The sequence below is a fragment of the Bacillus mobilis genome, assembly GCF_001884045.1.
Lineage (GTDB): Bacteria > Bacillota > Bacilli > Bacillales > Bacillaceae_G > Bacillus_A > Bacillus_A mobilis.
On the sequence record NZ_MACF01000103.1, the window covers coordinates 54791 to 78560 of the forward strand.

Annotated in this window: 27 protein-coding genes and 1 pseudogene; 18 read left to right on the forward strand and 10 right to left on the reverse strand. The window is 35.8% G+C overall.

Annotated features, from left to right (window positions below; translation table 11 throughout):
- Positions 1–26 precede the first annotated feature (26 nt).
- The 7 genes and pseudogenes from BAQ44_RS17385 to BAQ44_RS17415 form a co-directional block, all read left to right on the forward strand.
- Positions 27–1967 carry a BglG family transcription antiterminator gene (locus tag BAQ44_RS17385; protein ID WP_063263482.1) on the forward strand — a complete coding sequence of 647 codons (1941 nt, stop codon included), beginning with the start codon at positions 27–29 and terminating at the stop codon, positions 1965–1967.
- Positions 1968–2078: 111 nt separating this feature from the next.
- A complete protein-coding gene (locus BAQ44_RS17390) occupies positions 2079–2399 on the forward strand; it encodes a PTS lactose/cellobiose transporter subunit IIA (RefSeq protein ID WP_000131338.1) in 321 nt (106 codons plus the stop codon).
- Between the two features lies 1 nt (position 2400).
- Positions 2401–2706, forward strand: a complete 306-nt coding sequence (locus tag BAQ44_RS17395; protein WP_061680155.1) for a PTS sugar transporter subunit IIB — start codon at positions 2401–2403, stop codon at positions 2704–2706.
- Positions 2707–2788: 82 nt separating this feature from the next.
- Positions 2789–4099, forward strand: coding sequence for a PTS sugar transporter subunit IIC (locus tag BAQ44_RS17400; RefSeq protein WP_071722592.1), 1311 nt, complete (start codon positions 2789–2791; stop codon positions 4097–4099).
- Positions 4075–4353 (forward strand): hypothetical protein, encoded by a 279-nt coding sequence (locus BAQ44_RS17405; protein WP_061680153.1) that lies wholly within the window; start codon positions 4075–4077, stop codon positions 4351–4353. The genes BAQ44_RS17400 and BAQ44_RS17405 overlap by 25 nt, the downstream gene beginning before the upstream one ends.
- Entirely contained in the window at positions 4343–5428 is a 1086-nt protein-coding gene (locus tag BAQ44_RS17410) for a DUF871 domain-containing protein (RefSeq protein WP_071722594.1), read from the forward strand. Before BAQ44_RS17405 ends, BAQ44_RS17410 begins: the two co-directional genes overlap by 11 nt.
- A gap of 174 nt (positions 5429–5602) precedes the next feature.
- Positions 5603–5992, forward strand: a pseudogene (locus BAQ44_RS17415) (HEAT repeat domain-containing protein); the annotation flags it as partial.
- A gap of 52 nt (positions 5993–6044) precedes the next feature.
- On the opposite strand, the gene entC reads toward BAQ44_RS17415, so the two are convergent.
- The 4 genes from entC to BAQ44_RS17435 all read right to left on the reverse strand — a co-directional run bounded on the left by entC (position 6045) and on the right by BAQ44_RS17435 (position 10809).
- A complete protein-coding gene (gene entC / locus BAQ44_RS17420) occupies positions 6045–7412 on the reverse strand; it encodes a cell wall-binding protein EntC (RefSeq protein WP_071722597.1) in 1368 nt (455 codons plus the stop codon).
- A 444-nt stretch (positions 7413–7856) separates the two neighbouring features.
- Positions 7857–9008, reverse strand: a complete 1152-nt coding sequence (locus BAQ44_RS17425; protein WP_406517277.1) for an ABC transporter permease — start codon at positions 9006–9008, stop codon at positions 7857–7859.
- A 26-nt stretch (positions 9009–9034) separates the two neighbouring features.
- Positions 9035–9709, reverse strand: coding sequence for an ABC transporter ATP-binding protein (locus tag BAQ44_RS17430; RefSeq protein WP_000609098.1), 675 nt, complete (start codon positions 9707–9709; stop codon positions 9035–9037).
- On the reverse strand, positions 9706–10809 hold the full coding sequence (locus BAQ44_RS17435) for an efflux RND transporter periplasmic adaptor subunit (RefSeq protein WP_061676276.1): 1104 nt from the start codon (positions 10807–10809) through the stop codon (positions 9706–9708). The genes BAQ44_RS17430 and BAQ44_RS17435 overlap by 4 nt, the downstream gene beginning before the upstream one ends.
- 211 nt (positions 10810–11020) lie before the next feature.
- Between BAQ44_RS17435 and BAQ44_RS17440 the strand changes: the two genes are divergently transcribed.
- The 3 genes from BAQ44_RS17440 to BAQ44_RS17450 all read left to right on the forward strand — a co-directional run bounded on the left by BAQ44_RS17440 (position 11021) and on the right by BAQ44_RS17450 (position 13717).
- Entirely contained in the window at positions 11021–11755 is a 735-nt protein-coding gene (locus BAQ44_RS17440) for a YwaF family protein (RefSeq protein ID WP_071722599.1), read from the forward strand.
- 89 nt (positions 11756–11844) lie between these two features.
- Positions 11845–12711, forward strand: a complete 867-nt coding sequence (locus BAQ44_RS17445) for an ABC transporter permease subunit (protein ID WP_071722601.1) — start codon at positions 11845–11847, stop codon at positions 12709–12711.
- A 1-nt stretch (position 12712) separates the two neighbouring features.
- Positions 12713–13717: an ABC transporter permease gene (locus BAQ44_RS17450; protein ID WP_071722603.1), complete on the forward strand. Its 1005-nt coding sequence runs from the start codon at positions 12713–12715 to the stop codon at positions 13715–13717.
- Between the two features lie 38 nt (positions 13718–13755).
- Here the strand turns inward: BAQ44_RS17450 and brnQ2 are convergent, their stop codons facing one another.
- The 4 genes from brnQ2 to BAQ44_RS17470 all read right to left on the reverse strand — a co-directional run bounded on the left by brnQ2 (position 13756) and on the right by BAQ44_RS17470 (position 16360).
- A complete protein-coding gene (gene brnQ2 / locus BAQ44_RS17455; protein ID WP_071722605.1) occupies positions 13756–15072 on the reverse strand; it encodes a branched-chain amino acid transport system II carrier protein BrnQ2 in 1317 nt (438 codons plus the stop codon).
- A gap of 218 nt (positions 15073–15290) precedes the next feature.
- Positions 15291–15860, reverse strand: a complete 570-nt coding sequence (gene cotJC / locus BAQ44_RS17460; RefSeq protein ID WP_061677842.1) for a spore coat protein CotJC — start codon at positions 15858–15860, stop codon at positions 15291–15293.
- Between the two features lie 12 nt (positions 15861–15872).
- A complete protein-coding gene (locus BAQ44_RS17465; RefSeq protein ID WP_061677843.1) occupies positions 15873–16136 on the reverse strand; it encodes a spore coat protein CotJB in 264 nt (87 codons plus the stop codon).
- An 8-nt stretch (positions 16137–16144) separates the two neighbouring features.
- Positions 16145–16360 carry a spore coat associated protein CotJA gene (locus BAQ44_RS17470; RefSeq protein ID WP_071722607.1) on the reverse strand — a complete coding sequence of 72 codons (216 nt, stop codon included), beginning with the start codon at positions 16358–16360 and terminating at the stop codon, positions 16145–16147.
- 108 nt (positions 16361–16468) lie between these two features.
- Between BAQ44_RS17470 and BAQ44_RS17475 the strand changes: the two genes are divergently transcribed.
- The 5 genes from BAQ44_RS17475 to BAQ44_RS17495 all read left to right on the forward strand — a co-directional run bounded on the left by BAQ44_RS17475 (position 16469) and on the right by BAQ44_RS17495 (position 18879).
- The gene (locus tag BAQ44_RS17475; RefSeq protein ID WP_071722609.1) at positions 16469–16855 is read left to right on the forward strand and encodes a VOC family protein; all 387 of its coding nucleotides are present in this window, start codon (positions 16469–16471) and stop codon (positions 16853–16855) included.
- A gap of 265 nt (positions 16856–17120) precedes the next feature.
- The gene (locus BAQ44_RS17480) at positions 17121–17402 is read left to right on the forward strand and encodes a YkvA family protein (RefSeq protein WP_000733843.1); all 282 of its coding nucleotides are present in this window, start codon (positions 17121–17123) and stop codon (positions 17400–17402) included.
- Between the two features lie 11 nt (positions 17403–17413).
- Complete coding sequence (locus BAQ44_RS17485) at positions 17414–18019, forward strand: DedA family protein (RefSeq protein ID WP_061677846.1); 606 nt, start codon at positions 17414–17416, stop codon at positions 18017–18019.
- Between the two features lie 109 nt (positions 18020–18128).
- Entirely contained in the window at positions 18129–18509 is a 381-nt protein-coding gene (locus BAQ44_RS17490; protein WP_048545698.1) for a DUF3992 domain-containing protein, read from the forward strand.
- 16 nt (positions 18510–18525) lie between these two features.
- Complete coding sequence (locus BAQ44_RS17495; RefSeq protein WP_000526010.1) at positions 18526–18879, forward strand: DUF3992 domain-containing protein; 354 nt, start codon at positions 18526–18528, stop codon at positions 18877–18879.
- 102 nt (positions 18880–18981) lie between these two features.
- Here BAQ44_RS17495 and BAQ44_RS17500 read toward each other — a convergent pair whose 3' ends face one another.
- A complete protein-coding gene (locus tag BAQ44_RS17500) occupies positions 18982–19449 on the reverse strand; it encodes an S-Ena type endospore appendage (RefSeq protein WP_061677848.1) in 468 nt (155 codons plus the stop codon).
- A 307-nt stretch (positions 19450–19756) separates the two neighbouring features.
- On the opposite strand from BAQ44_RS17500, the gene BAQ44_RS17505 reads away from it, so the two are divergent.
- The 3 genes from BAQ44_RS17505 to BAQ44_RS31130 all read left to right on the forward strand — a co-directional run bounded on the left by BAQ44_RS17505 (position 19757) and on the right by BAQ44_RS31130 (position 22685).
- Positions 19757–22219, forward strand: coding sequence for a LamG-like jellyroll fold domain-containing protein (locus tag BAQ44_RS17505; protein ID WP_071722612.1), 2463 nt, complete (start codon positions 19757–19759; stop codon positions 22217–22219).
- A 79-nt stretch (positions 22220–22298) separates the two neighbouring features.
- Positions 22299–22502, forward strand: coding sequence for a hypothetical protein (locus tag BAQ44_RS17510; RefSeq protein ID WP_000391503.1), 204 nt, complete (start codon positions 22299–22301; stop codon positions 22500–22502).
- Between the two features lie 12 nt (positions 22503–22514).
- Positions 22515–22685: a hypothetical protein gene (locus tag BAQ44_RS31130; protein ID WP_080467861.1), complete on the forward strand. Its 171-nt coding sequence runs from the start codon at positions 22515–22517 to the stop codon at positions 22683–22685.
- 28 nt (positions 22686–22713) lie between these two features.
- Here BAQ44_RS31130 and BAQ44_RS17515 read toward each other — a convergent pair.
- Positions 22714–23770: APC family permease (locus BAQ44_RS17515; protein WP_071722614.1), on the reverse strand; the 1057-nt coding region annotated here is incomplete at its 5' end.

The following is a 23770-nucleotide window of genomic DNA, read 5'->3' on the forward strand; positions in this document are numbered from 1 at the left end:
ATATATAAATTGTGAGAGGAAGAACTATGACAAAGGTGCATCAGCGATTAGTTTCTATTTTAGAGGAGTTTTTAGAAGAGAAATCGATGTTAAATCGAGCTTTTTTAGCGAGCCGTTTACATGTATCAACGAAGACGATTCAAAAAGATATAAAATTATTAAATGATATATTGGAAGAAAACGGGGCGAAAATTGAATCGCAAAGAGGGACTGGATACGAACTAGAAATTATACAAATGAAGAAGTTTGAAGAGTTTTGCGTGGGTCTATTTCAAAAACAGGCGGAAAAGATCCCAACTTCTTATGAAGAAAGGATAGCGTACATTCTGCAACGTATTTTAACGACAGAGGGATATGTGAAGCTTTCACAGTTGGCAGAGGAAATTTATGTGAGTAAATCGACTGTAAATTTAATTATGAAAGATGTTACAGATATATGTGGGCGTTATCAATTACAAATTGAAAAGAGACCGTATTATGGTATACGTATTGTGGGAGAGGAGTTTCATATTCGTTCTTGTTTATCACAATATGGTTTACCGCGTTATGACCATACTCCGTTTCATGAGCAATTTGATCAGAGTGATACATATGTATCGTTACCTCATATACCGCTTATCCGTTCGGTTATATTAAAGTATATCGAGGGAGGGACGATATATTTATCAGATATAGAAATTGATAATTTAGTCATTCATATTGCAATCGCATTAAAGCGTTGTGAAGATCGACATTATATGAAAGGGCTAAATAAACAGCAAGCTGAGCTTATCATAAAGAAAGAATATACAATTGCGAAAGAGATTTTAGGAGATTTAGAGAAAGCGTTACATCTTTCATTTCCAGAAGAAGAAGTTTTATATGTGACGATGCACTTATTAAGTACTGCTGTCACAGCGAGAGATCGTTATGAAAATGTGGAAGAATTATTAGGGAAAGATTTATATGCATTCATGCAACATATTCTTTTTAAAGTAGCGGAAGAACGGAATCTTATTTTTTATTATGATGAAGAATTATTATTTGGATTTGGTGTTCATTTAAAAACGTTATTAAATCGTTTGAAGTATAAGTTAAATACGAGAAATCCTCTTTTGGCAGAAGTGAAAAAGAATTATCCGTATGCTTTTGAAATTGCGGTTCTCGTTGGAGATATAATTGGTGAATATACAGGAGAATCGATTCCGGAAAGTGAAATTGGTTATATTGCGATTCACTTCGGCGGAGCGATGAGCCGTTTACAGGAAGAGAATCAAAAGAAAAGATGTTTATTAGTTTGTGCGACTGGTCAAGGAAGCGCCCAGCTATTGAAATATAAAATTCTATCACAGTTCCGAGATAAATTAGAGATTGTGGGAATTACAGGCTATTATCAATTGAAAGTGGAAGACCTTTATAAAGATAAAATAGATTGTATTATTAGTACGATTCATATACCGAGTGGTTTGCCTGTTCCAGTTATAAAAGTGAACTCAATATTTGATGATAAAGAGATTAAATCGATTGGTCAGCAGTTGTTTACGCATGTGAATACTAGTGTGCAGCAGTATATAAAGGAAGATTTAATCTTTTTAAATCATAGCGCTTCTACGAAAGAAGAGGCTATCCAATTTTTATGTGAGAAAGCTGCTGAGAAAAACTATGTACCAGAAAACTTTTATGATTCTGTTATAGAAAGAGAGAATACATCTCCTACAGCAGTTGGAAATTTAGTTGCGATTCCTCATCCGATGCAGTTATTAAGTGAGAAAACATTTTTGATGTTTTGTACCCTTGATAAAGCGGTTGACTGGGGAGATAAGAAAGTACAAGTTATTATTTTATTTAGTGTAAAGCGTAATAATAATGAAGATTTACAAAAGCTGTATGATTTTTTATATGATGTTATGTCTAGTCAAAATACGATAGAGAAATTAGCTCAGGCTAAAGTGATTGAAGATTTTCAAGAGATATTATTATCGTTATAAGAAAAGTATGTAAAAACTTCCGTTACACAACGGAAGTTTTTTATGTTTAATTGTATGCGTTTTCATAATAAGATAGCAATATAGAAAAAAGATAGCTTGGGGGAATTTAAAATGACTGATATGCAAACTCCATTTGCGTTAATTTTACATGGTGGCAACGCGAGAAGCGCGTCACTGGAAGCAATTGCTTTTGCAAGACAAGGAGATTTTGAGAATGCGAGTGAAAAGATGACACTTGCTAGTGAAGAAATTTCAGCAGCTCATCGTATTCAAACAGACTTAATTCAAGAAGAGGCAAGAGGAAATCATGCAGAAATCAGTTTACTGTTAGTGCATGCACAAGATCATTTAATGAATGCAATTACAGTGAAAGAACTTGCTGAAGAATTTATCACTCTTCATAAACGAGTAGAAGAGAAAGTGACAGTATAAGATGTACATTTTATTATGTTGTGCAGCAGGCATGTCAACGAGTATGGTTGTAAGAAAAATGCAGGAAGAGGCAAAGAAACAAGGGAAGGATTATAAAATTAAAGCAGTTGATTCAGAACTTGTGAAACTGGAGATAAAAAATGCTGATGTAGTTTTAATCGGACCACAGGTGAAGTATTTGTTTCCAGCTGTACAGTTTCTTGCGAACTCATACGATATACCGGTTGCAATTATAGAGCAACGAGATTATGGCATGTGTGACGGTTTAAAAGTATTGAAACAAGCAGAACAATTAGTTTTAGCATAATGATATTTTTTTAAATATAAACATTATAATGTTATAACTTTATTTCATTCTTTCGTAGTAAAGAGAAAGAGGAGGGGTATTGATGAATGGTTTTATGAGTTTTATGGAACAAAAGATTATGCCAACAACGCAAAAGATTGCAGGACAACGACATTTATTAGCAATTCGAAACGGGGTTATTTCTACATTGCCGTTAACGATTGTCGGATCATTTTTCGTTATCTTTTTAAATTTACCAATTGATGCATATATGGAATGGATTGCACCGTTTCGCCATATTTTAGATATTCCATTCCGATTTACAGTAGGTTTAATGGCGTTATACGCAGCGTTTGGGGTAGGAGCTTCACTCGCGAACTTTTATCAACTCAATCAGTTAAGTGCAGGTTTGTTATCTGTACTCGCCTTTTTACTAGCATCAGTTGAACCAATTCAAATTACGAAAGCTGTACCAGGTGTTATTGATGCAGGTAGATACATTTCAGTAGGAACATTAAGTGCAACATCTTTATTCGGAGCAATTGTTACAGCATTAATTGCAGTAGAAATTTATCATTTTATGATTAAGCATAATATCTCGATTAAATTACCAGATAGTGTACCACCAGCAGTTTCAAATTCGTTTGCAGCATTAATTCCAACTTTAGTCGTTATTCTTTTATTCTGGGGTATTCGTTACGGTTTAAAATTTGATGTAAATACAACAATCACATATTTAATCGCACCACTAAAATCAGTATTAGTAGGAAATAATTTATTTGGCGGTTTATTAACAGTATTCTTAATCGTGTTCTTCTGGTCATTCGGTATACATGGCCCAGCGATTTTAGGACCAATCATTCGTCCGATGTGGGATTCAGCAATTCTTGAAAATATGGAAGTATTCACAGCTACAGGAAATGCACATCAATTACCAAACTTATTTACAGAGCAATTTATTCAATGGTTCGTATGGATTGGTGGATCAGGCTCAACGTTAGCTTTAGTTATTATGTTTATGTTCTCTAAATCTAAGTTCCTAAAAGAGCTAGGTAGATTATCATTCGTACCAGGCTTATTCAATATTAACGAACCGATTATTTTCGGGGCACCAATTGTAATGAACCCAATTTTAATTATTCCATTCGTTATTACACCGTTAGTGACAACGACAGTATCATATTTCGCAGTTGTTTCAGGTGTGATTCCGATGATGATGGCGAAATTGCCATTTACGATGTTAGCACCAATTGCAGCGATTATTAGTACGGACTGGACAATCATGGCTGGTGTACTTGTACTTGTTAACTTTGTTATCTCATTCGTTATTTACTATCCATTCTTCAAAATGTATGAGAAACAACAAGTAGCAGGAGAGGAGAAAGAAAAATGCTCGGAGCAATTATCATCTTAATTACATTCGTAGCGGGGCAGTGTATTGCACATTATTCAAAATGGGTACAAAGTAAATCTTTATTAGTGTTACTACTCGTATCAATTTTATTTATCGGTAGTTCAATGGGTGCCTATGTAATGTTAGGGTTACAATCACCGTACGTAATTATTGTACCAACGATTTTATGTGCAACATGTTTATCTGCAAAATATAGATTTACGAGCATGGCATTAATACAACGTGTGAAGGAGATGCAAAAGCATGGAGCGTAAGTTAGGAATTTCACTTTATCCAGAGCATTCAACGAAAGAAAAAGATATGGCATACATTTCGGCAGCGGCACGCCACGGTTTTTCAAGAATATTCACATGTCTATTATCTGTGAATCGTCCGAAAGAAGAAATTGTAGCTGAATTTAAAGAGATTATTAATCATGCAAAAGATAATAATATGGAAGTTATTTTAGATGTAGCTCCGGCGGTATTCGATCAACTTGGTATTAGCTATAGCGATCTATCATTCTTTGCAGAGTTAGGTGCAGATGGTATTCGTTTAGATTTAGGTTTTGACGGATTAACAGAAGCAAAAATGACGAATAATCCGTATGGCTTAAAAATTGAACTAAACGTAAGTAATGATATTGCATATTTAGAAAATATTCTTTCGCATCAGGCGAATAAGCCAGCTTTAATTGGTTGTCATAACTTCTATCCGCAAAAGTTCACTGGTCTTCCGTATGATTATTTCATTCGCTGTAGTGAACGCTTTAAAAAACACGGTATTCGTACGGCAGCATTTATTACGTCACATGCAGCTGACATTGGCCCATGGGATATTAACGACGGATTATGTACGTTAGAACAACATCGTAACTTACCGATTGAAGTACAAGCGAAACACTTATGGGCAACAGGGCTTATTGATGATGTGATTATCGGAAATGCTTATGCGAGTGAAGGAGAGTTAGAAAAACTAGGAAACTTAAATCGTTACATGTTACAGCTAAAGGTACACTTTGTAGACGAAGCGACTGAAGTAGAGAAGAAAGCCACGCTGCAAGAATTACACGTAAGACGCGGCGACATAACAGAATATATGGTACGTTCTACAGAAGTGCGTAAAAAGTACAAAGACTATGACTTCCCAGTACGCGAAAGTGTATTACAGGAAAGAGGTCAAGTTGTAATTGGTAACAACTCATTCGGAAAGTATAAAGGTGAACTGCAAATCATTCTAAAAGAAATGCCGATAGATGAACGTAAAAATATTGTCGGTACAATTGCAGAAGAGGAGTTATTCTTACTAGATTATGTAGGAGCTTGGACACAGTTTACTTGTGTGGAATAGGGAAGGACAGGAGAGGGTGCTATGGCATCCTCTTTTTTCTGTTGAAATAGTAGTCTAGCGTATATAAAATGCAAAGAGATAGATTTAATTTGGACGGGAGAGAAGGAGATGGAAGAGTATATAGATGATTTATTAAGGCGGATGGATGATGAAAAAACAGGTATTCGGCAATGTGCGTATATTCGTTCAGCAGCTATTGAGACTTTAGCAGAAATCGGAAGAACAGACTTACAAATAGTTTATATTGATGGTTTAGCTGATAGAAATGTCATAGTGAAATATGAGGCTATTCGAGCTATTTATGCATATGGAGATGAAATGGCGATTAAACCAATTTGCGAATGTGTAACGAAAGTTGTTTCTAGAAGACGTAAAAATGAAGTAGAGCCTACTGACGAATCAGAGATTGTCATTGCCCTGCGTTTTTTACATAAGTTTGTTGGTCGTGAAGAAGTTTTAAAGACATTTGATAAAGTGTACAAGAAGCGAGGGAATTTGTTTATGTCGGAGAGGAAGTGGCTTCGAGACAACATTGTTTACTTTCAAGAGAAAGAAAGAATGTAAGAATCATAAAAAAAGAGTCAGTCTCATTATTGAGACTGACTCTTTTGCGTAATTAGTTTAAAACTTTCACTGTAACTGTTTTACGTCCCCAGTTACTAGATGTACCTTTATCAGGCATTAAAACGTCGATTTTATGTCCTTTAATAGCTCCACCAGTATCACCAGCGATTGCTACTCCGTAACCTTCAACCCATACTTTTGAACCTAATGGAATGACACTTGGATCAACTGCAATTAGTTTCATGTTTGGATTAGCTGTTAAGTTATGACCCATAGCTGATTTTACTTGGTCGCCTGCTTTATAACCATTTTCAAGTGGATCTGCTGTGTAAGCTGTTGCTACAACTTGTAACTCACGAGAAGATGATGGTGCACTTGTTTCAGTTTCTTTTGCAACAGGTTGTTGTGTAGCTGGTTTTTGAGCTTTAGCCTCTTCACGAGCTTTAGCTGCTTCTTGAGCTTTAGCTGCTTCACGAGCTTCAGCTGCCTCTTGAGCTTTAGCTGCTTCACGAGCTTTAGCTGCCTCTTGAGCTTTAGCCGCTGCTTGAGCTTCAGCTTCTGCTTGAGCTTTAGCTGCTTCACGAGCTTTAGCTGCTTCTTGAGCCTTAGCTTCTGCTTGAGCTTCAGCTGCTGCCTGAGCTTTAGCTTCTGCTTGAGCCTTAGCTGCTTCACGAGCTTTAGCTGCCTCCTCGGCTTTAGCTTCTGCTTGAGCTGCTTCACGAGCTTTAGTTGCTTCCTCCGCCTTAGCTTTTGCTTGCGTTTCAGCTACTTCACGAGCTTTAGTTGCTTCCACTGCTTTAGTTGTATCTTGAACTTTAGTTGTTTTTTCTACTTTAACTGCTGGTTGAACTTTAACTGGAGCTTTACCTGTTAAGTAAGGAACATGAACATAAGCTGTTTTTCCGTTATATTCAAATTGAATCCAGTCATTTTGTACTTGGTGTGTTGTTTCGATTACATCATCTTGTTTCAACTTACCAAGAATTTCTGAGTCAGTGTTTGCACCAGCACGTACGTTTAATACGTTTGCTGTTACGTAGTAAGTGTCTTTTGTATAGTCAGCGCTAATGAAAGCTTCTTTACCGCTGTTCAATTTCACTTTTGACCATCCGTTTTCTGTATGTAAAACGTTAACTTTATATCCATCTAATAATTTTCCGACAACTTGTGATTCAGTAGTTGGGTTTTCTCGTACATTTAGTACGTCAGTTGTTACAATCGTTTCTGCTTTAGCAGATGTTGTGAAAATCCCAAGACCAAAAACCGCTGCTGTTGCTATACCCATAAATTTTTTCATAATAGCCTCCATTGCATTTGTTTTCGTTGACCTCATTATAGCAACCATTATTTTCTTATTTGCGGAAAACACAAAACTACAAAGCATTCGTAACGGGTCATTAATATTCTGTAATAATTCCAGTAATATCCTAAAAGCGCTTTCTTATAGTTGTTAGGGGAGGTTAGAGCACGTAATACATAAAAATAGGAGTATTTCAATTTCTAATCGGTTAATAATGTTTCTGTAGTGTTACGTAAATGTTTCTTAATTGTTACGAAAACGACTTATTTTGTTGTTGGAACAGGAAAATAGTTATGTAAAAATAACTATTTTAGTTGTAGAGAAATATAAATGAGGTGAAAATCGATAAAATATCGCTATAATTGTTACAAAATAAGTCGAGGTATGGAAAAAATTACGCCTTGATTTTAGTCTGTCACATATTATTTTTGCAATAATAGGATTCTATAATAGCTTTAATACTTTAAAATAGTGAAAGGTATGTATAACGTGAAACATATATAATAGAAGAAACACGATTTAATAAATAAAAAAACGTAGGAGTGTAAATTCCTACGTTTTTGTTTATTCATATCGTAAACATTCAATCGGATCCAGTTTGGCAGCTTTATTAGCTGGTAGTAGACCGAATATAATACCGATTAACATGGAGATACCTACTGCAAGAAGTCCAAGTTCTTTTGAGACAACGAGTGGCCATCCGGCAAAGATTGAGACGATCCAAGCGAAGAAGATACCGAGCATGAATCCGATGAAACCACCGAGTCCTGTTAAAATACAAGATTCAATTAAGAATTGTGTTAATACTTTACCGCGTGTTGCACCAAGTGCTTTACGAATACCAATCTCACGTGTACGTTCTGTTACAGATACAAGCATAATGTTCATTACGCCGATACCACCAACAAGTAAGGAGATAGCAGCAATACCACCGAATACCATTTTCATCATACCGATTGATTCGTCTAATTGCTTCGTAAATTCACCTAAATCTTGTGCTTCGAATTTGTGCTCAAATTTAGGAGCTTTCATTTCGTTTAAAACAGAAACGGCTTGTTTTTCTACACTTTTACGTTCTGTCGGAGAGGTCATTGTTAATCTTACAGAGTCATACTCATTTACTCCTGAAATGACAGGCGCGTTTTCAAGGGATGTATAACCTTCAGGCATAGGCATTCCGAAATCGTTTTTCGTTTCGTATACACCGACTATTTTATACGGCTTTCCTTTTATATCTGTGTATTGATTTGATTCCCAACCACTAAATAATTTGTTGAAAGCTTCTTCATTTAATATAACAGCAGGGATTGCTTGGTTTAATTCGCTGTCGTTTAATTCACGACCGTGAACTAATTTTATTTTCGAATCCGTCATAAAGGCGCCTGTTCCACCTTTTAAATCAAGATTTACATCTTTTGAACCAGCAGATGCTTTTACTTTCATACTTACATCTGGATACACATCTTTAACGCCTGGTACGGTTTGAAGACGGTTTAGCATATCAGGTGTGATTTTGGCACTATCTGTTCCATAATCAGGGTTGTTGTAGTAAATGGTTATTTCATTATCTTTTCCTTGGCCTAATTCTTCTTTAAACTTTGCATTTGTGCCATCACCCATTGAAATGATAGTAATAATGGCACTAATACCGATAATAATACCTAGCATCGTTAAGATAGAACGCATTTTGTGGGCAAAGATAGAGGAAAGGGCCATGCGTATATTTTCACTCGTGTTCAAAATTAACCTCTCCAATCTTGGACGATATTTCCGTCACGAATTACAATTTGACGTGCTGCAGCTTCCCCGATTTCACGATCGTGGGTAATCATAATGATTGTTGAGCCTTGTTTGTTTAATTCGTAAAAGAGGTCCATAATTTGTGTACTTGTTTTCGTATCAAGTGCACCCGTCGGTTCATCGGCTAAAATGAACTTTGGATTATTTACGATTGCGCGTGCAACAGCGACACGCTGTTTTTGTCCACCTGATAATTCGTTCGGCAGGTGAGTAGCGCGATCAGCTAAACCTACTTTTGTTAAAGCGGCTAATGAACGCTCACGTCTTTCTTTTTTATCAACTCCAGCGTAAATAAGAGGTAGCTCTACATTTTGAAGTGCTGTAAGTCTCGGTAATAACATGAAGTTTTGGAATACAAATCCGATCTCTTTATTACGAACGCGTGCAAGTTCTGTTTCAGACATGTTTGAAATATTTTGACCAGCTAGTTCATACGCACCTGTCGTTGGTTTATCTAAGCAACCGATAATGTTCATTAATGTTGATTTACCAGAACCAGATGGTCCCATAATAGAAGTGAATTCTCCCTGGTTCAGTGTTACGTCAATGCCGTGTAATATTTGTACGGATTCTGCACCATTTTGGAAAGATTTCGTGATGCCTTTTAAGTTAATCATTCAACGACAACCTCCATACCATCTTTTAAGTCTTTTTCAGGTTTAGAGATAATTTGTTCTCCTTTTTTCACTCCAGAAACTTTTGCTTCGCTATCAGTCTCGAATTCAACAGTAACCGCTTGTTCTTTCGCTTTACCGTCTTTTACAACGAAGACAACATTTTTGTCACCTTTTTTCACGATGCTGCTTTTCGGAACAATTGTACCAGTTGCTTCGCCAGATTTACTTGTTACGTAAACGTGGAAGCCGTTTTGTAATTCTTCACTGTTGTCTAATGTGACCGTGAATTGATAGTTAGAAACAGTTTTGTTTTCATCCATGCTCTTTAATGGTGTAGAACCGATTTCTGTTACTTTTCCTGTCCAAGTCTTACCAGCAACCGTTTTTGATGAAACAGTTACTTCTTGCCCAACTTTCATACTAGCAAGCTCGTATTCAGAAAGTTGACCTTTTACTTTAAATGGACCAGCATGACGAAGTGTAATGCCGCTCATACCTGTTTTTTCATCAGCAGTTTTTACGATGTCATCAATTACGCCATCAGTAGGGCTCGTTACAGAAAGTGTGTTTACTTTTTCTTTTGCTGCTTTAATCATTTCATCAGATTTTTCAACTTCAAACTTCTTCATTTCAATTTGTGATTCTAATTGTTGTACTTCGATTTCTGATGCTTTTAACGCTTCAGCAGGAAGGCCTGCATTTTTATCTTTTTGTAATTTTTGTTTCGCTGCATCAATTTGTTTTTGGAACAATGTTACTTCTTTTTGTGCGATTTTCTTTTGCATTTCTGCTTCTGTTACACCTTGTTTCGCAGTAGGGTCATTATATTTAAACAGGAGTTGCCCTTTTTTTACTTCATCCCCTTTTTTTACAGCTAATTCATACGTACCTTTTGTTGGATCAAATGAAATTGTTTCGATGCCGTTTGGAATGACTTCACCGCCAAATTTTTGCGCGTTTTCAATTTGTTTTTCTGTTACTTTATATCCGCTATATGCCATTGCTACTTCTGAACTACCACCAGCAAATGCAAAATATGATCCAGCTGCAATACCGATTGCTACTACACTAGTAATTAACACTTTATTTTTCTTCTTCATCTATTTATCACCTTTTCGTTCGTTTTAGTATCTACATTCAGTATAAAAGAGGTGAAGAATCTGACAAATCGTTTTAGCTTACAATAACCTTACAGTTTTGTAAGGTATGAATATGTAAATGTAAGGTAGAGTTTGTCCAAGTGTGAGCAAATGAATTGACTCGTTGTTTCTTTCTTACAATAATATTGTATGAAGGAGAGGAGGAGGCAAGATGGAAGCTTATTTTAGTGCGCATCCATTAAAACCATTTATTCCATACTCAAGGCAACACGTCCTTATATTATTTATTATGTTGGTGGGGATATTTTTTCTGTATCAATACCAAGATGTATTACGGCAAAGTGAGTGGAATATAACGGTTCGATATGCGATTGCATTTTTATTTATTGGGAGTGAAATTGGGCTCCATATGTGGGAATGGAAAGCGGGGATTTTTGAACTAGGCACTTCATTACCATTTGAGTTATGTACGATTAGTTTATTGTTAGCATCGATTATGATTATAACGAAAAGTTACCGCATATATGAGATTGTATTTTTTACAGGAATTATCGGTGCATCACAAGCTATTTTAACGCCGAACGTGCAATATGCTTTTCCGCATTTTCGCTTTATAGAATTCTTCGCTGCACATGTATTACTCATTTGGGCACCACTCTTTATGACATGGGTAGAAGGATATAGACCGACCTTGCAATCAATTAAGCGTACGATGATATTTTTAAACATAATAATTCCAATCGTTTCTTTTGTGAACTACAAAACAGGTGGCAATTATATGTTTTTAGCTCGTAAGCCAGAAACTGCTTCATTACTCGATATGTTAGGGCCACACCCTTACTATATTATTTCATTAGAAATAGCTGCGCTTATTGGATGTTTTATTTTGTATATGCCATTTGCGAAAAGAGAAGGGCATGCGCATAAAGAATCACTAGGATCATAACCTAGTGATTTTTCTTTATGAATATTTACAATTCAGAAAATTAAGAATAAAATTAAAGGGGTAAATTATATAGAGAGAGAAGGGGAAACGTGGTCAAAAAAGTTTTTCTGAATGGGATGGAAGTGACGGTTCAATTTATTATTTCGATTTTGGGTATTATTTGTCTAGGGGCATTGCCGAAATTGTTTTACGGATTTGAGCTGCATGCATCAAAGTACATACAGAGTTTAAAAGAAGTGTTTGTGAACTTAATGGATATCTCCAATTTTCAATATGTAAGAGGTAAATTTTTATTTCCACAGTTGTTCGTCCATTATAAAGAAACGATTGTCATTTTTTTGGCTGCTTTTTTCATTTCATTATTTGTAGCATTTTGTATTGTTTATGTCATTATGAGTAGTTCACCGCGTATACAACATCGCATTAAATCATTTCTTATCTTCTTAGAATCTATTCCAGACATTTTATTTATTTTAGTATCACAAATTTTAGTTGTATGGTTTTTTAAACAAACAGGCTTTTTACCTTTTCAAATTGCGTCAATCGGAGGCGAGTCGATTAGAGGATTGCCAATATTTTGTTTGAGTATACCGACTACGATTCTGTTTGTAAAAATGTTAGTGCTTCGTTTTGAAAATGAGCTAGAAAAAGATTATGTACTATTTGCTAAGGCGAAAGGGCTAAATCGTATTCATATTTTAAATCGTCATGTTTTACGAAATGTATTGCTTAGTACACTTTTCTTTGCGAAAACGAATATCTTTTTTATGTTATCTAATTTATATATTATAGAATGGATTTTTAATACGGGTGGTATTTTTATGTTTTTGAAATCGTATGAAGGTATTAGGGTGGAGGTCTTCATCGTTAGTGTGCTACTTATTTATATTCCGATTTTTATTTTGTTTAAATTGTTTCATTATCTCATTCCAGCTGCGATGAAGGAGAGACTATAATATGTGGACGTATATAAAAAGCGATAAAAGATTTTGGATAAGCATTGGGTTTCTTCTCATATTAGTTCTTTTGAGCATCGGAAATACGATATGGAATGATGGACATATTAGACAAGTTACATTGCAATATGATGCGGATGAAAATCCACAAGTGCCACCGTTTTCACCTTCATTACAATTTTTACTTGGGACAGACCGGAAAGGATACGACCTGTTACATTTAGTCATTGAAGGCGCAAAGTGGACGATTGGTATCTCTATTTTAATTGCGGCACTTAGAATGGTAATAGGTGTGTTTTTCGGTGTTGTAATCGGAACATATGTAAAAAGAGGCTTTTCAAAAATCGAGGCTTTCTTTGATAGTTTTACAGTTATTCCGACAGTTATGATTGCGTACTTTTTTCTTCACCTTGCAAATGCATTTGGGAGTGGGGAGGAAACAACAACCTTTTTGGAAAGGGCTTCGTTTCAAGTTTTATTACTTGTCATGCTTGTGATGCCTGTTATTGCACTGTATGTTGCGAAGGAAGTACGTAAATTGAGAACCGAAGAATTTATTGAAGCTGCGCGCATATTGGGTGGATCGAGAAGGCACATTGTGATAAAGCATATTTTCCCGCATCTCTATATGACGTTTATACTTGTATTTTTTCAGCAGTTTACGCAAACTCTTACTATTTTACTGCACTTAGGATTACTGGAAATATTCTTTGGTGGAACAGTTCAGTTTTTAGGACCGATAGAAGAAATAGAATCTTACACGCATGAATGGTCAGGTTTAATTGGAGTATACTTTAGGTCATTAACAGTGAATCCGTGGATCCCTCTTGTTCCGATTACATTTTTTGGACTTACTATTTTTTCAGGAAATATGATTGTAAAAAGTATCGAAGAGGCGATGATGAAAGTAAGGTTGGGAGGAGAGATAAAGAAGGACATTGTAGAAGAGGAACAATCTGCTGTGCAGTCAAAAGAAGAGTTATTTACTTTTAAACATACGATGTGAAAAGAAGCAAGCATGGAGTTCATGCTTGCTTCTTTTCTTTATTTTGTAGAAACTTCACCTTCAGCTTCTGTTTGCGGAATATAGTATCCGATTATACCACCGATGATTGCTGGAATAATCCAACCGATTCCTAAGTTGTAAAAAGGAATGGTGTGTACGATATTAGCGATAAAGTTTGGTATCATTTCCACATTATCAAGTGCGTGAATACAGCTAATAATGAATGCTGCGATCATTGCTCCGATGTAGACAGAAGGTTTACGTTTCGTATATTTATCAATAAATGATACGAAAATTAAAATGATTGTAATTGGATACAAAATGATTAATACAGGTAATGTAATTTTAATTAATAAACTTAAACCTAAGTTTGAAATAACGAAGCTGAAGATACAAACGTATAGTACAAGCTTCTTATATGAAACGTTTGTTAGTACTGTTGCGAAATAGTTGGCGAATGCACTTACAACACCAATTGCTGTCGTTAAACAAGCAGCTATAATGGCGATACTTAATAAAACATTACCGCTTGTCCCAAAGAATTGATACATAACAGTAGCTAATAGTTGACCACCGTTTTCGAATTGTCCTAGATTGCCGTTTGAAGCGCCGATATAACCGAGTAAGAAATAAACAATTGTTAAGAATAGAGCTGCAATGCTCCCGCAAATAATTGTATATTTCGCGATCGATTTCTTCTCTTGTATACCGTTTTGGCGAATTGCATTTACAACAATTGTTGATAATACGAGAGCACCGATTGCATCTAATGTTAAAAATCCTTCAAGAAATCCTTTGAAAAATGGAATTTCTTTATAGTCACCAACAGGTTCTGCAAATGTTCCTGGTGAAAGAATCGCTTTTGTTGCCATAATTGCAATAATTCCAAGTAAAATTGGCGTTAATATTTTTCCGATATGATCTACTAATTTGGATGGATTTAATGATAAGAAGTAGACGACTGTAAAGAAAATCGCACTAAAGATTAACATAGAGTACCATTGGTCCGGGAAAAGTGGTGCAATCCCAATTTCGTAAGATACAGATCCAGTTCGTGGAATAACAAATAGTGGGCCGATTGAAAGATAAATAATGATAGCGAATATTGCTGCGAATTTTGGATGAACACGGCTTGCTAAAGTGTTAAAACTACCACCGGCAAGGGCAACAGCGACGATAGCAAGTAAAGATAAACCGACGTCTGTAATAATAAATCCTGTAATGGAAATCCACATGTTTTCTCCGGAAGAAAGACCGAGAAGGGGCGGGAAAATCATATTACCAGCACCGAAGAAAACTGCGAATAGTAATAAACTAATCGAAAGTATTTGCGCTGGTTTTAAAGTTGTACGCATATAAAGAAAATCCTCCTAATGAGTGTTTTTGTCGAAAATTCAAATAATTTGTCGAGTAACTGTTACTATTTTAAAGGTCTGATGACTAGAAAGCAATAGGGAATTTTGAAAATATTAAAAAATAATGCATTAAATCGAATAAATATACTATTTATATCTTTAATAGGAAGGATTTAACTTTGAACGTAAAAAAAACACATATCGCTAGGATACGTGTATTAAAAATAAATTTTTCGATCGCGTTCTTCTTTTAAAATTTCAACCGCTTCTCGGAAACGTTGCGAATGGACAATTTCTCGTTCACGTAAAAAGCGTAAGCTGTCATTTATGTCAGGATCGTCAGATAAATCAATGAGCCATTGATAAGTTGCTCTTGCCTTTTCTTCAGCAGCAATATCTTCATATAAATCTGCAATAGGGTCTCCTTTTGCTTGAATATAAGTAGCAGTAAAAGGAACGCCACCAGCATTATGATAAAACAAAGCACTATCATGATTAGCGTACTGTGCGTCTAATCCAGCAGCTTTCATTTGCGCTGGTGTTGCATCTTTTGTTAATTTATAAATCATTGTCGCAATCATCTCTAAATGTGCGAATTCTTCTGTCCCAATGTCGGTTAGTAAGCCAACGACTTTGTCAGGAATTGTATAGCGTTGATTTAAGTAGCGAAGAGCAGCAGCCAGTTCGCCGTCCGCACCGCCATACTGTTCCACTAATAGTTTGGCGAGCGCTGGATTACAAGTACTTACTTTAACTGGATATTGTAATTTCTTTTCATAAATCCACATAATCTCTCTCCTTTATATTTGCCAGGGCCACGGTCCTTTGCTCCATTCCCATGGAGCGTTAGAGTAACTATTTCCAAACTGCTGAAGTGGCCCATATCTTTCTTCGATTTTTTGTTGTAATACTCTTCGTTTATAGGAGAAATCGTTGAATTGATTTATAGCTGCAGTATCGTTTGGGTGCGTATCTAAATAGAGGGTAAGTTCAACTAATACAAAGTCTAGTTCTTGTAGTTCTTCAATCCATTTGTAATATTCATCAGGCAATGTCTGTGTCACGTGTTTATTCACCGTCCTTTTTTGTAAGGATTTTCATAAAAATCATAAAAAGCAGGCCACAGAGTTCCTTTTCGTAAAGCTTCTTTTGGTGAGAATTGGGGTAGGTTAGGTGGTTGAAAGCCCATAAATAGGTGTGGGGGAGTTGAGTAATATTTCTTTCCAATTGGAGGGCAAGGATCGTTTGGGCCATGGAAAGGTATGTAGGATCTCATAAATTCATCCATGTTACACGCCTCCTTTATAAATGAAATATTCATCACTACGTATTGTATTCGTACATAATTGCAAATTATGCCTCATATAGAAAACTAAAAGGGGCAGGGGGAGTGTGGATGGAAAGTGTTACGACATGTATTGTATTAGAATCTAAAAACTTAAAGGAAACATTATATTTTTATGAAGGAATTCTAGGGTTTAAACCGAGCAAGGAGAGGCCACAAATACGTGTAACAGGTGTGTGGTATGATATCGGTTCAACAAGAATTTGTTTTGTTGTAAATAGGGGACTGGGAGAACATAGAGAGACCGTTATCTCATCAGTGAAAGAACTGTTGTTAAAAACTACAAATATCGAGCGGTTAAAGAAGAAGTTAGTATTTTATCAAATACCATTTGTAGAAGAGCGGCATGGTGAAGAAGTCAAAATAATATTTCATGATCCAGATGGTTATATACTCCAATTCCTTTCCGTAGAGAACAGGGAAGAGAGCCTTTTTTAATGTAATAATTTGGATGTAGAATGAAAAAAATATTGACAAGCTTAGGCAAATATTTTAATGTGATTGTATAAAATTGTGTATATAAAGGGGAGTAACTTATTACAGTAAAGTCGTCATTACAGGGAGAAACCCTCGGCTTTATTGGCAACGTTTCGTTGTTAGTGAGACCTTTACCAGCAATGGTAAAGGCCCCTTATTGTCTTTTTTAGGACCCTTACCATACTTGGTAGGGTTCTTTTTGTATACAAAGAGAGGAGAAATAAAAATGAAAAAACTTATTAGTAGATTAAGAGTTGTATTTCATGTTCGTCGTTTTGTCCCATTCCTATTTGACTTTTTTACTTCAAAAGAGGTTTCAATAAAGAAAAAAATCTTATCCATTGCTTTTTTAGTTGGTTATGTAGCGATGCCGCTCGATTTAATTCCAGACTTCTTACCATTTATCGGTATTTTAGATGATATTGGAATTGTGTTATTCATTTTGAACCGAATTGTAAAAATGGCGCCAGTGCAATTGCAAGAAAAGCATAATGTAAATATTGGATAGGAGTTAAAAATATGGAGCAAATTATTTTAGATATAATCGAGTTTTTAAAGCAGTTTTCTTATTTTGGAGTTGTACTGGCTTTAACGTTTGAATTTATTCCAGCAGAAGTCGTTTTGCCCATGGTTGGGTATTGGGTGTACGAGGGAGATATGAATTTTTGGCTAGCTGTATTAGCAGGGACACTTGGCGGAACGACAGGACCATTAACGTTATACGCACTCGGTTATTACGGTGGTCGTCCTCTATTAATAAAGTACGGGAAATACTTCTTTATTAAAGAAGAGCAAATTCAAAAAGCAGATGATTTCTTTGAGAAGTATGGGCCAGTTGTAGCATTTGTTGGACGCTTTGTACCGGGAGTTCGAACGCTTATTTCTGTTCCATGTGGTATGGCGAAAATGAACATATGGAAATTTAGCATATATACATTTGTAGCAATGTTCCCGTTAACGACTTTGTATATTTATTTTGGAATGAAATTAGGTCCGCATTGGGAAAAAGCGGCGGATGTTGTTGGACAATATATGCTACCGATATTACTAGTCGTAGTTATTGTTGTAGGTGGTATATTAATCTATAAATTTATGAAAAAAAGAAATAGAACAGAATCTATCTAGTCATTCGTACAGGAGTTGTCTTATTTTTTGAAAATAGATGAATAGTACAGGCAAAAGACTCTGAAGGACATACACATATAAGGAATAAAAAAGAAAGAAGGGAAAGACTATGGCTTGTGAGTGCTCAGGAACAGTTTTAACGTGTTGTTCGGATAATAGTAGTAACTTCGTCCAAGATAAAGTATGTAATTCATGGTCTAGTGCCGCTGCTAGTACATTTACTGTGTATGCGAATAATGTGAATCAAAATATCGTTGGAACAGGTTATTTAACTTATGATGTCGGGCCGGGTGTGAGCCCTGCAAACCAAATTACAGTGGCAGTGCTCGATTCGGGCGGAGGAACGATTCAATCATTTACCGTTTCTGAAGGAACAAGTATTGCGTTTACGTTCCGTCGTTTTAATATTATTCAAATTACGACACCAGCTACTCCGTTAGGAACCTACCAAGGAGAGTTTTGTATTACTACACGTTATTTAATTTCATAGAGAGGGGAAAAATAAGATGGGGAATTGTAGTACTAATCTTTCATGTTGTGCAAGTTCGCAAAAAACGATTGTTCAAGATAAAGTTTGTATTGACTGGACTGCATCAGCAGCAGCTGAAGTAATTTATGCAGATAATATTTCTCAAGATATTTATGCATCGGGGTATTTGAAGGTAGATACTGGTACTGGACCTGTTACACTTGTGTTTTATACTGGTGGTATAGCAGGGACTGCATTGGAAACGATTGTTGTAGCCACTGGAAGTAGCGCATCTTTTACAGTTCGTCGTTTTGATACTGTTACGATTCTTGGAACAGCAGCTGCTGAAACGGGGGAATTTTGTATGACAATTCGATACACTTTATCTTAGTATATATAGATTTTTAAAAATTTAAAAGACGTGCAAACGATTTATTAGTTTGCACGTTTTTTTGTAGTCTTTTGATTAGATTCAAAAGGATAGTTTTTGTGGTTATAGGCAATCTCGCTTTGATTTACAGTAAGTTAATTGGAAACAATAGCGCCCTTCAATGTAAATAGAAGGATCTAATGGAATATCAATAATAGAAACAGATAGTAAATCAAACCCTGTGTATGAAATGGTGTTTCCGGGTAAAACTGTAAAAATATTTGTGGTAGAACCGATTATTTGGACGGATAATGCAGAAGTACTATTTCTATTGTTATATATGGAGATAGTACCAGATAATGAAACAACTCCATCGTTTTTCCAAATGGTTACTGTGGAGTAAGTTTGTTTTAGTTGTTTTTGAGAAATTGGAATAAAATCATTGGAGATAAGAATATCCCCGGCGAATTCATTAGTAATGAGTTCAGCATCACATCTTTCAGGTGGCGGAATAGGAGGAGGACAGGGACAAATAGGTTGACAAATGATAGATAAAGGAGCAAAACAACCGATGTTTTTATGGGGTTTCAATGGAATCCCTCCTTTTAAAAAGGTATTTATTATTATTAAATGTAACAGCATGGCCGATGTGTTAAGAATGGACAAAAAAAATAAAATCGTGATAGTTTCATAGGCTCATATCTCTTAATAGTTTTTATAGGGAAAATTAGTTTTCTATTAGACAAAAAGTACTTGTTTTATGTAAATGTGGCACTTAATATAAAATTGACTGTATATTTACAAAATTTAAACAAAATACATTTTTAGTTTAAATGAAGTTAATATATGTTCGATACAATAACCAGTGTAATTAATTTATTATATGAGGAGGATTCATGTGGAAAGAACAGCTTTACGAAAAGTAAGAGGTCTTATTGGATTATTAATGGTTTTTGTATTAGCATTCGTATCATTTCCGTGGAGTACATCAGTCAAGGCGGAAGAGAAGAAGCAAGAAAAGGCACCAAGTGAAAAGAAGATAGTTTTTCCAGTCGTAAGTGATGTACATATTAAAAATAGTGGAACGGATGATACGTTTCGCTGGAAACGAGCGATTGAACAGCTCAATACGCTTGCACCAAAGCAAGATGCTTTTGTTATCGTAGGTGATTTCACAGATACAGGATCAGTGCAGCAATATGATCGTTTCATGCAAGTATATAATGAAAATGCAAATAAAGATGCAGTACGAATGAATTCTCTAGGAAACCATGATTATTGGAACGGTTTATCTGTAGAGGGAGCACAGAAGCGTTTCTTAGAAAAAACAGGAATGGAATCGATTTACTACCATAAAGTGGTGAAAGGGTATCACTTCCTTGTTATGTCTCCAGAGGATGGGACAACTCACGGATATTATTCAGACAAGCAAATTAATTGGTTAAAACAAGAAATGGCAAAGGCACAAAAAGATGATCCAGAAAAACCAATTTTCGTATTTTTACACCAACATATTAAAGATACAGTATACGGTAGCCAAGAATGGGGAACGCAAGATAGCGCAAAAATTAATGAAGTATTAAAACAATACCCACAAGTCATTACATTTTCTGGCCATTCACACTATCCGTTAGATGATCCAAGATCGATTCATCAAAAAGACTTTACATCAGTTGGTACATCTTCTGTAAGTTATATGGAAGTTGAAGGTGGTAAAGTACAAGGGACTATCCCGCCAGGAGCTAGCACATTAAGTCAAGGTTTATTAGTAGAAGTGGATGATAAAGAAGTAACAATTAATCGTCGTGATTTCCATACGAACTCTTGGACAGGCGAACCGTGGAAAATTCAGTTGCCATCAAAGAAAGAAACTTTTACACATGTAGAAGATCGTGATAAAGAAAAGCCGTATTTTGCAAAAGATGCAAAGTTATCAGTATCAAATGTAACTGAAAATGCAGCAACAGTAACATTCATGCAAGCATTGGACAACCTTCTTGTTCATTCTTACCGTGTACAAGCTAGAGATAAGCAAACGGGAGAAATAAAAAATAAATTGTTAGCATTCTCAGAGTTTTATCGTGACCCAGTGCCGAAAGAACTAACATTTACACTGGCAGGACTAGATGGCGGGAAAACATATACACTTGAAGTCGTTGCGATTGATTCATTCGGCAATGAAAGTGTACAGCCGTTAACAGCAGAAATCACTACGAAAAAAGATAATATTGACCCGAATGTGAAAGTACCAAAAGCGGATGTTTTTGATGTGAACTTTTCAGATGGTACATTTAAAGACAATTCATCGTTTGGTACAAAAGGTGATGTTAAGGGCAATGTGACTATTGAATATGATAAAGCATTGAAAAAGAATGTTATGAAGCTAAATGGAAAAGCAAATACATTTGGATATCTTCCGTTTTCAGCAGCACAAAAAGAGAAAGTAGCAAATACGTTTACTTTAGAAACTGTATTTTCAATGAATGAACTCCGCGGGCAAGGTATTTTACAAAATACAGAGAGCGGCGGAATTGGTTTTGAGTCTACAGGAAGTGGATATGTTGAATTATGGGCTCATATTGGCGGTAGCTATAAGCGTGTTGGGGTTCAATTAGCAGCAAATAAAACATATCATTTAACAGGAACGTATAACGGAAGTGAAGTAGCCATTTACGTAGATGGTAAAAAAGTAAATAGCCAGCCAGCTACAGGGAAAGTATATCACCCGAACGTACCATTTGCACTTGGTGCAGATCCAGATAGCAACGGGAATGGTGGTATTCCGTTAAATGGACAAATTGCGCTTGCGAAATTATATAGTAAAGCGTTAAGTTCTTCAGAAGTATTAGCAGCATATAATGAGTTTTCTAACCGTACAAAGTTAGAAGAAGTAAACGCTTTATATGAAGAGCTTGGAAAAGTAAAAGAAGTGTTAGCTGGTACGTATGAATTTGGTGATAAGCCAGGCCAATATTCAAAGGAAGCATTTCAAGAATTAGAGAAAAGCTATAATAATGCAAAGCAAGTATTTGAAAATGTAGGAAGTACTGGAGAGCAAATCGTTCAAACGTATAATGAATTAAAAACAGCTAATGTAACATTTGTACAATCAAAAGTGGCAGAAGAACAGCCGAAAACACCGAAAGAAAAATTACAAATCAATATTGAATCTGCAAAAGCGTTAGTGAAAAAAGCGCAAGCTGCAAATGTAACGGACGGTTCAGTGAAATCATTGAGTCAAAAAATTACAGTGGCAGAATCTGTATTAAAAGATGCGAAAGTAAAAGATGCACAAGTAGAAACGATGAATCGTACGATGGAATACGCGATTTCACTCGTTGAAAAAAGCATAAACAAATAAGAGAGAAGAAAAGAAGCTTATCATGATAGGCTTCTTTTTTGTTATACTAAAAGTAGTATAGAATGAAGGAGCGAATAATTTGGAAGAGAAAAAGCTAAAAAGAATTCTTGAATATGTATGGATCGCGGTTGTGCTCCTTGTAGGATATTATTTCTTAAAAGAGAAAAGTATATGGATTTTATTTTTAATGACGTTTTTATTAGCGGGTTTAGGCACGTTATTTATTAATTTCTTCTTTGATAGTTTAAATGCATGGAAGAAGAAAAAGAAGGGAACGAAGTAAAGGAGGGAACATATGCAAAAGTGGAAGCTTATATATCAGGTGATTATTTTTTTATTGCTTGTAGGTATTGGCGTTTTTACATATTCTACACCGATAGGAAATTGGGCATCGTTTACAGCTTGCATCGGCATATTTTTCATTTTACAATCGTTAACGAAAAAACATACGAATATAGAAAGATAGCTCGCCGTTTTATCGGCGAGCTATTTTGTTATGCTTTTTTCTCTTCATCATTTGTTTTTTCAGTAGCTAAATGACTATGCTTTCTAGAGTAGAAGAAATAGAAGCATAAGCCGACTATAAGCCAAGCTATAAAGCTAATCCATGTCGTTTTAGACAAATTAATCATTAAATATAAACAGCAAAGAATCGCGACAACTGGTAATACAGGTACGAAAGGTGCACGGAATCCGCGTTTTAAGTCAGGGTGTGTTTTTCGTAAAATAAGTACCGCGCAGCAAACGAATGTAAAGGCTGTTAGCGTACCGATGTTTACTAAATTCGCTAGTAAATGTAAGTCTAAAAGTCCTGCTAGTAAAGCGGCAACAACACCAGTGATCCATGTGTTTAATAAAGGGACTTTTACTCTTTTATTTACACGTGCTAGCGCTTTTGGAAGTAGTCCGTCGCGGCTCATCGCATAAGAAACGCGAACTTGTCCGTACATAACGACTAAGAGGACGGTTGTCATTCCAGTCATCGCTCCAACAGCGAGTAGTCCTGCAATTGTATCTTCGCCAACGAAATGTAAGGCAAAGGCAACTGGATCAGAAACATCTAATTGTGTATACGGGACCATACCTGTTAAAACGAAAGATACAATCATGTATAAAACAGTACAAATAAGAAGGGAACCGATAATGCCAATTGGTAAATCGCGCTGTGGTTTTTTCGTTTCTTCTGCAGCGGTTGCGATTGCATCAAAGCCTAAGAAGGCGAAGAACACAGTGGCAGCCCCAGTAATAATACCGTCGTATCCGAACGGAATGAACGGTGTCCAATTTTCAGGTTTTACATATTTTGCACCTGCTACGATAAAGGCGATAATAACAGCTAACTTGATAAGAACCATAATGTTATTAATGCGTGCGCTTTCGCGTATACCAAAACTTAAAAGACCCGTAATGAGTAGTAAAATACAAACAGCCGGTAAATCGATAAGGCCGCCTTTTCCTATGCCAGGGGCCGAGGCTATTATGGCGGGCAGATGGATGTCAAATCCTTGTAGTAAAGATTGTAAATAACCAGACCAGCCGACAGCGACTGCT

Coding starts and splice junctions, on each gene's coding strand:
- BAQ44_RS17435 (WP_061676276.1), bottom strand. CDS start 10,809: ATGAAGAAGAAAAATAAAGTGTTAATTACTAGTGTAGTAGCAATCGGT.
- BAQ44_RS17425 (WP_406517277.1), bottom strand. CDS start 9,008: ATGGCCCTTTCCTCTATCTTTGCCCACAAAATGCGTTCTATCTTAACG.
- BAQ44_RS17390 (WP_000131338.1), top strand. CDS start 2,079: ATGACTGATATGCAAACTCCATTTGCGTTAATTTTACATGGTGGCAAC.
- BAQ44_RS17475 (WP_071722609.1), top strand. CDS start 16,469: ATGGAAAGTGTTACGACATGTATTGTATTAGAATCTAAAAACTTAAAG.
- BAQ44_RS17440 (WP_071722599.1), top strand. CDS start 11,021: ATGGAAGCTTATTTTAGTGCGCATCCATTAAAACCATTTATTCCATAC.
- BAQ44_RS17495 (WP_000526010.1), top strand. CDS start 18,526: ATGGGGAATTGTAGTACTAATCTTTCATGTTGTGCAAGTTCGCAAAAA.
- BAQ44_RS17470 (WP_071722607.1), bottom strand. CDS start 16,360: ATGGATGAATTTATGAGATCCTACATACCTTTCCATGGCCCAAACGAT.
- BAQ44_RS17395 (WP_061680155.1), top strand. CDS start 2,401: ATGTACATTTTATTATGTTGTGCAGCAGGCATGTCAACGAGTATGGTT.
- BAQ44_RS17480 (WP_000733843.1), top strand. CDS start 17,121: ATGAAAAAACTTATTAGTAGATTAAGAGTTGTATTTCATGTTCGTCGT.
- BAQ44_RS17430 (WP_000609098.1), bottom strand. CDS start 9,709: ATGATTAACTTAAAAGGCATCACGAAATCTTTCCAAAATGGTGCAGAA.
- brnQ2 (WP_071722605.1), bottom strand. CDS start 15,072: ATGCGTACAACTTTAAAACCAGCGCAAATACTTTCGATTAGTTTATTA.
- cotJC (WP_061677842.1), bottom strand. CDS start 15,860: ATGTGGATTTATGAAAAGAAATTACAATATCCAGTTAAAGTAAGTACT.
- BAQ44_RS17400 (WP_071722592.1), top strand. CDS start 2,789: ATGAATGGTTTTATGAGTTTTATGGAACAAAAGATTATGCCAACAACG.
- BAQ44_RS17410 (WP_071722594.1), top strand. CDS start 4,343: ATGGAGCGTAAGTTAGGAATTTCACTTTATCCAGAGCATTCAACGAAA.
- BAQ44_RS17385 (WP_063263482.1), top strand. CDS start 27: ATGACAAAGGTGCATCAGCGATTAGTTTCTATTTTAGAGGAGTTTTTA.
- BAQ44_RS17490 (WP_048545698.1), top strand. CDS start 18,129: ATGGCTTGTGAGTGCTCAGGAACAGTTTTAACGTGTTGTTCGGATAAT.
- BAQ44_RS31130 (WP_080467861.1), top strand. CDS start 22,515: ATGCAAAAGTGGAAGCTTATATATCAGGTGATTATTTTTTTATTGCTT.
- BAQ44_RS17450 (WP_071722603.1), top strand. CDS start 12,713: ATGTGGACGTATATAAAAAGCGATAAAAGATTTTGGATAAGCATTGGG.
- BAQ44_RS17485 (WP_061677846.1), top strand. CDS start 17,414: ATGGAGCAAATTATTTTAGATATAATCGAGTTTTTAAAGCAGTTTTCT.
- BAQ44_RS17405 (WP_061680153.1), top strand. CDS start 4,075: ATGCTCGGAGCAATTATCATCTTAATTACATTCGTAGCGGGGCAGTGT.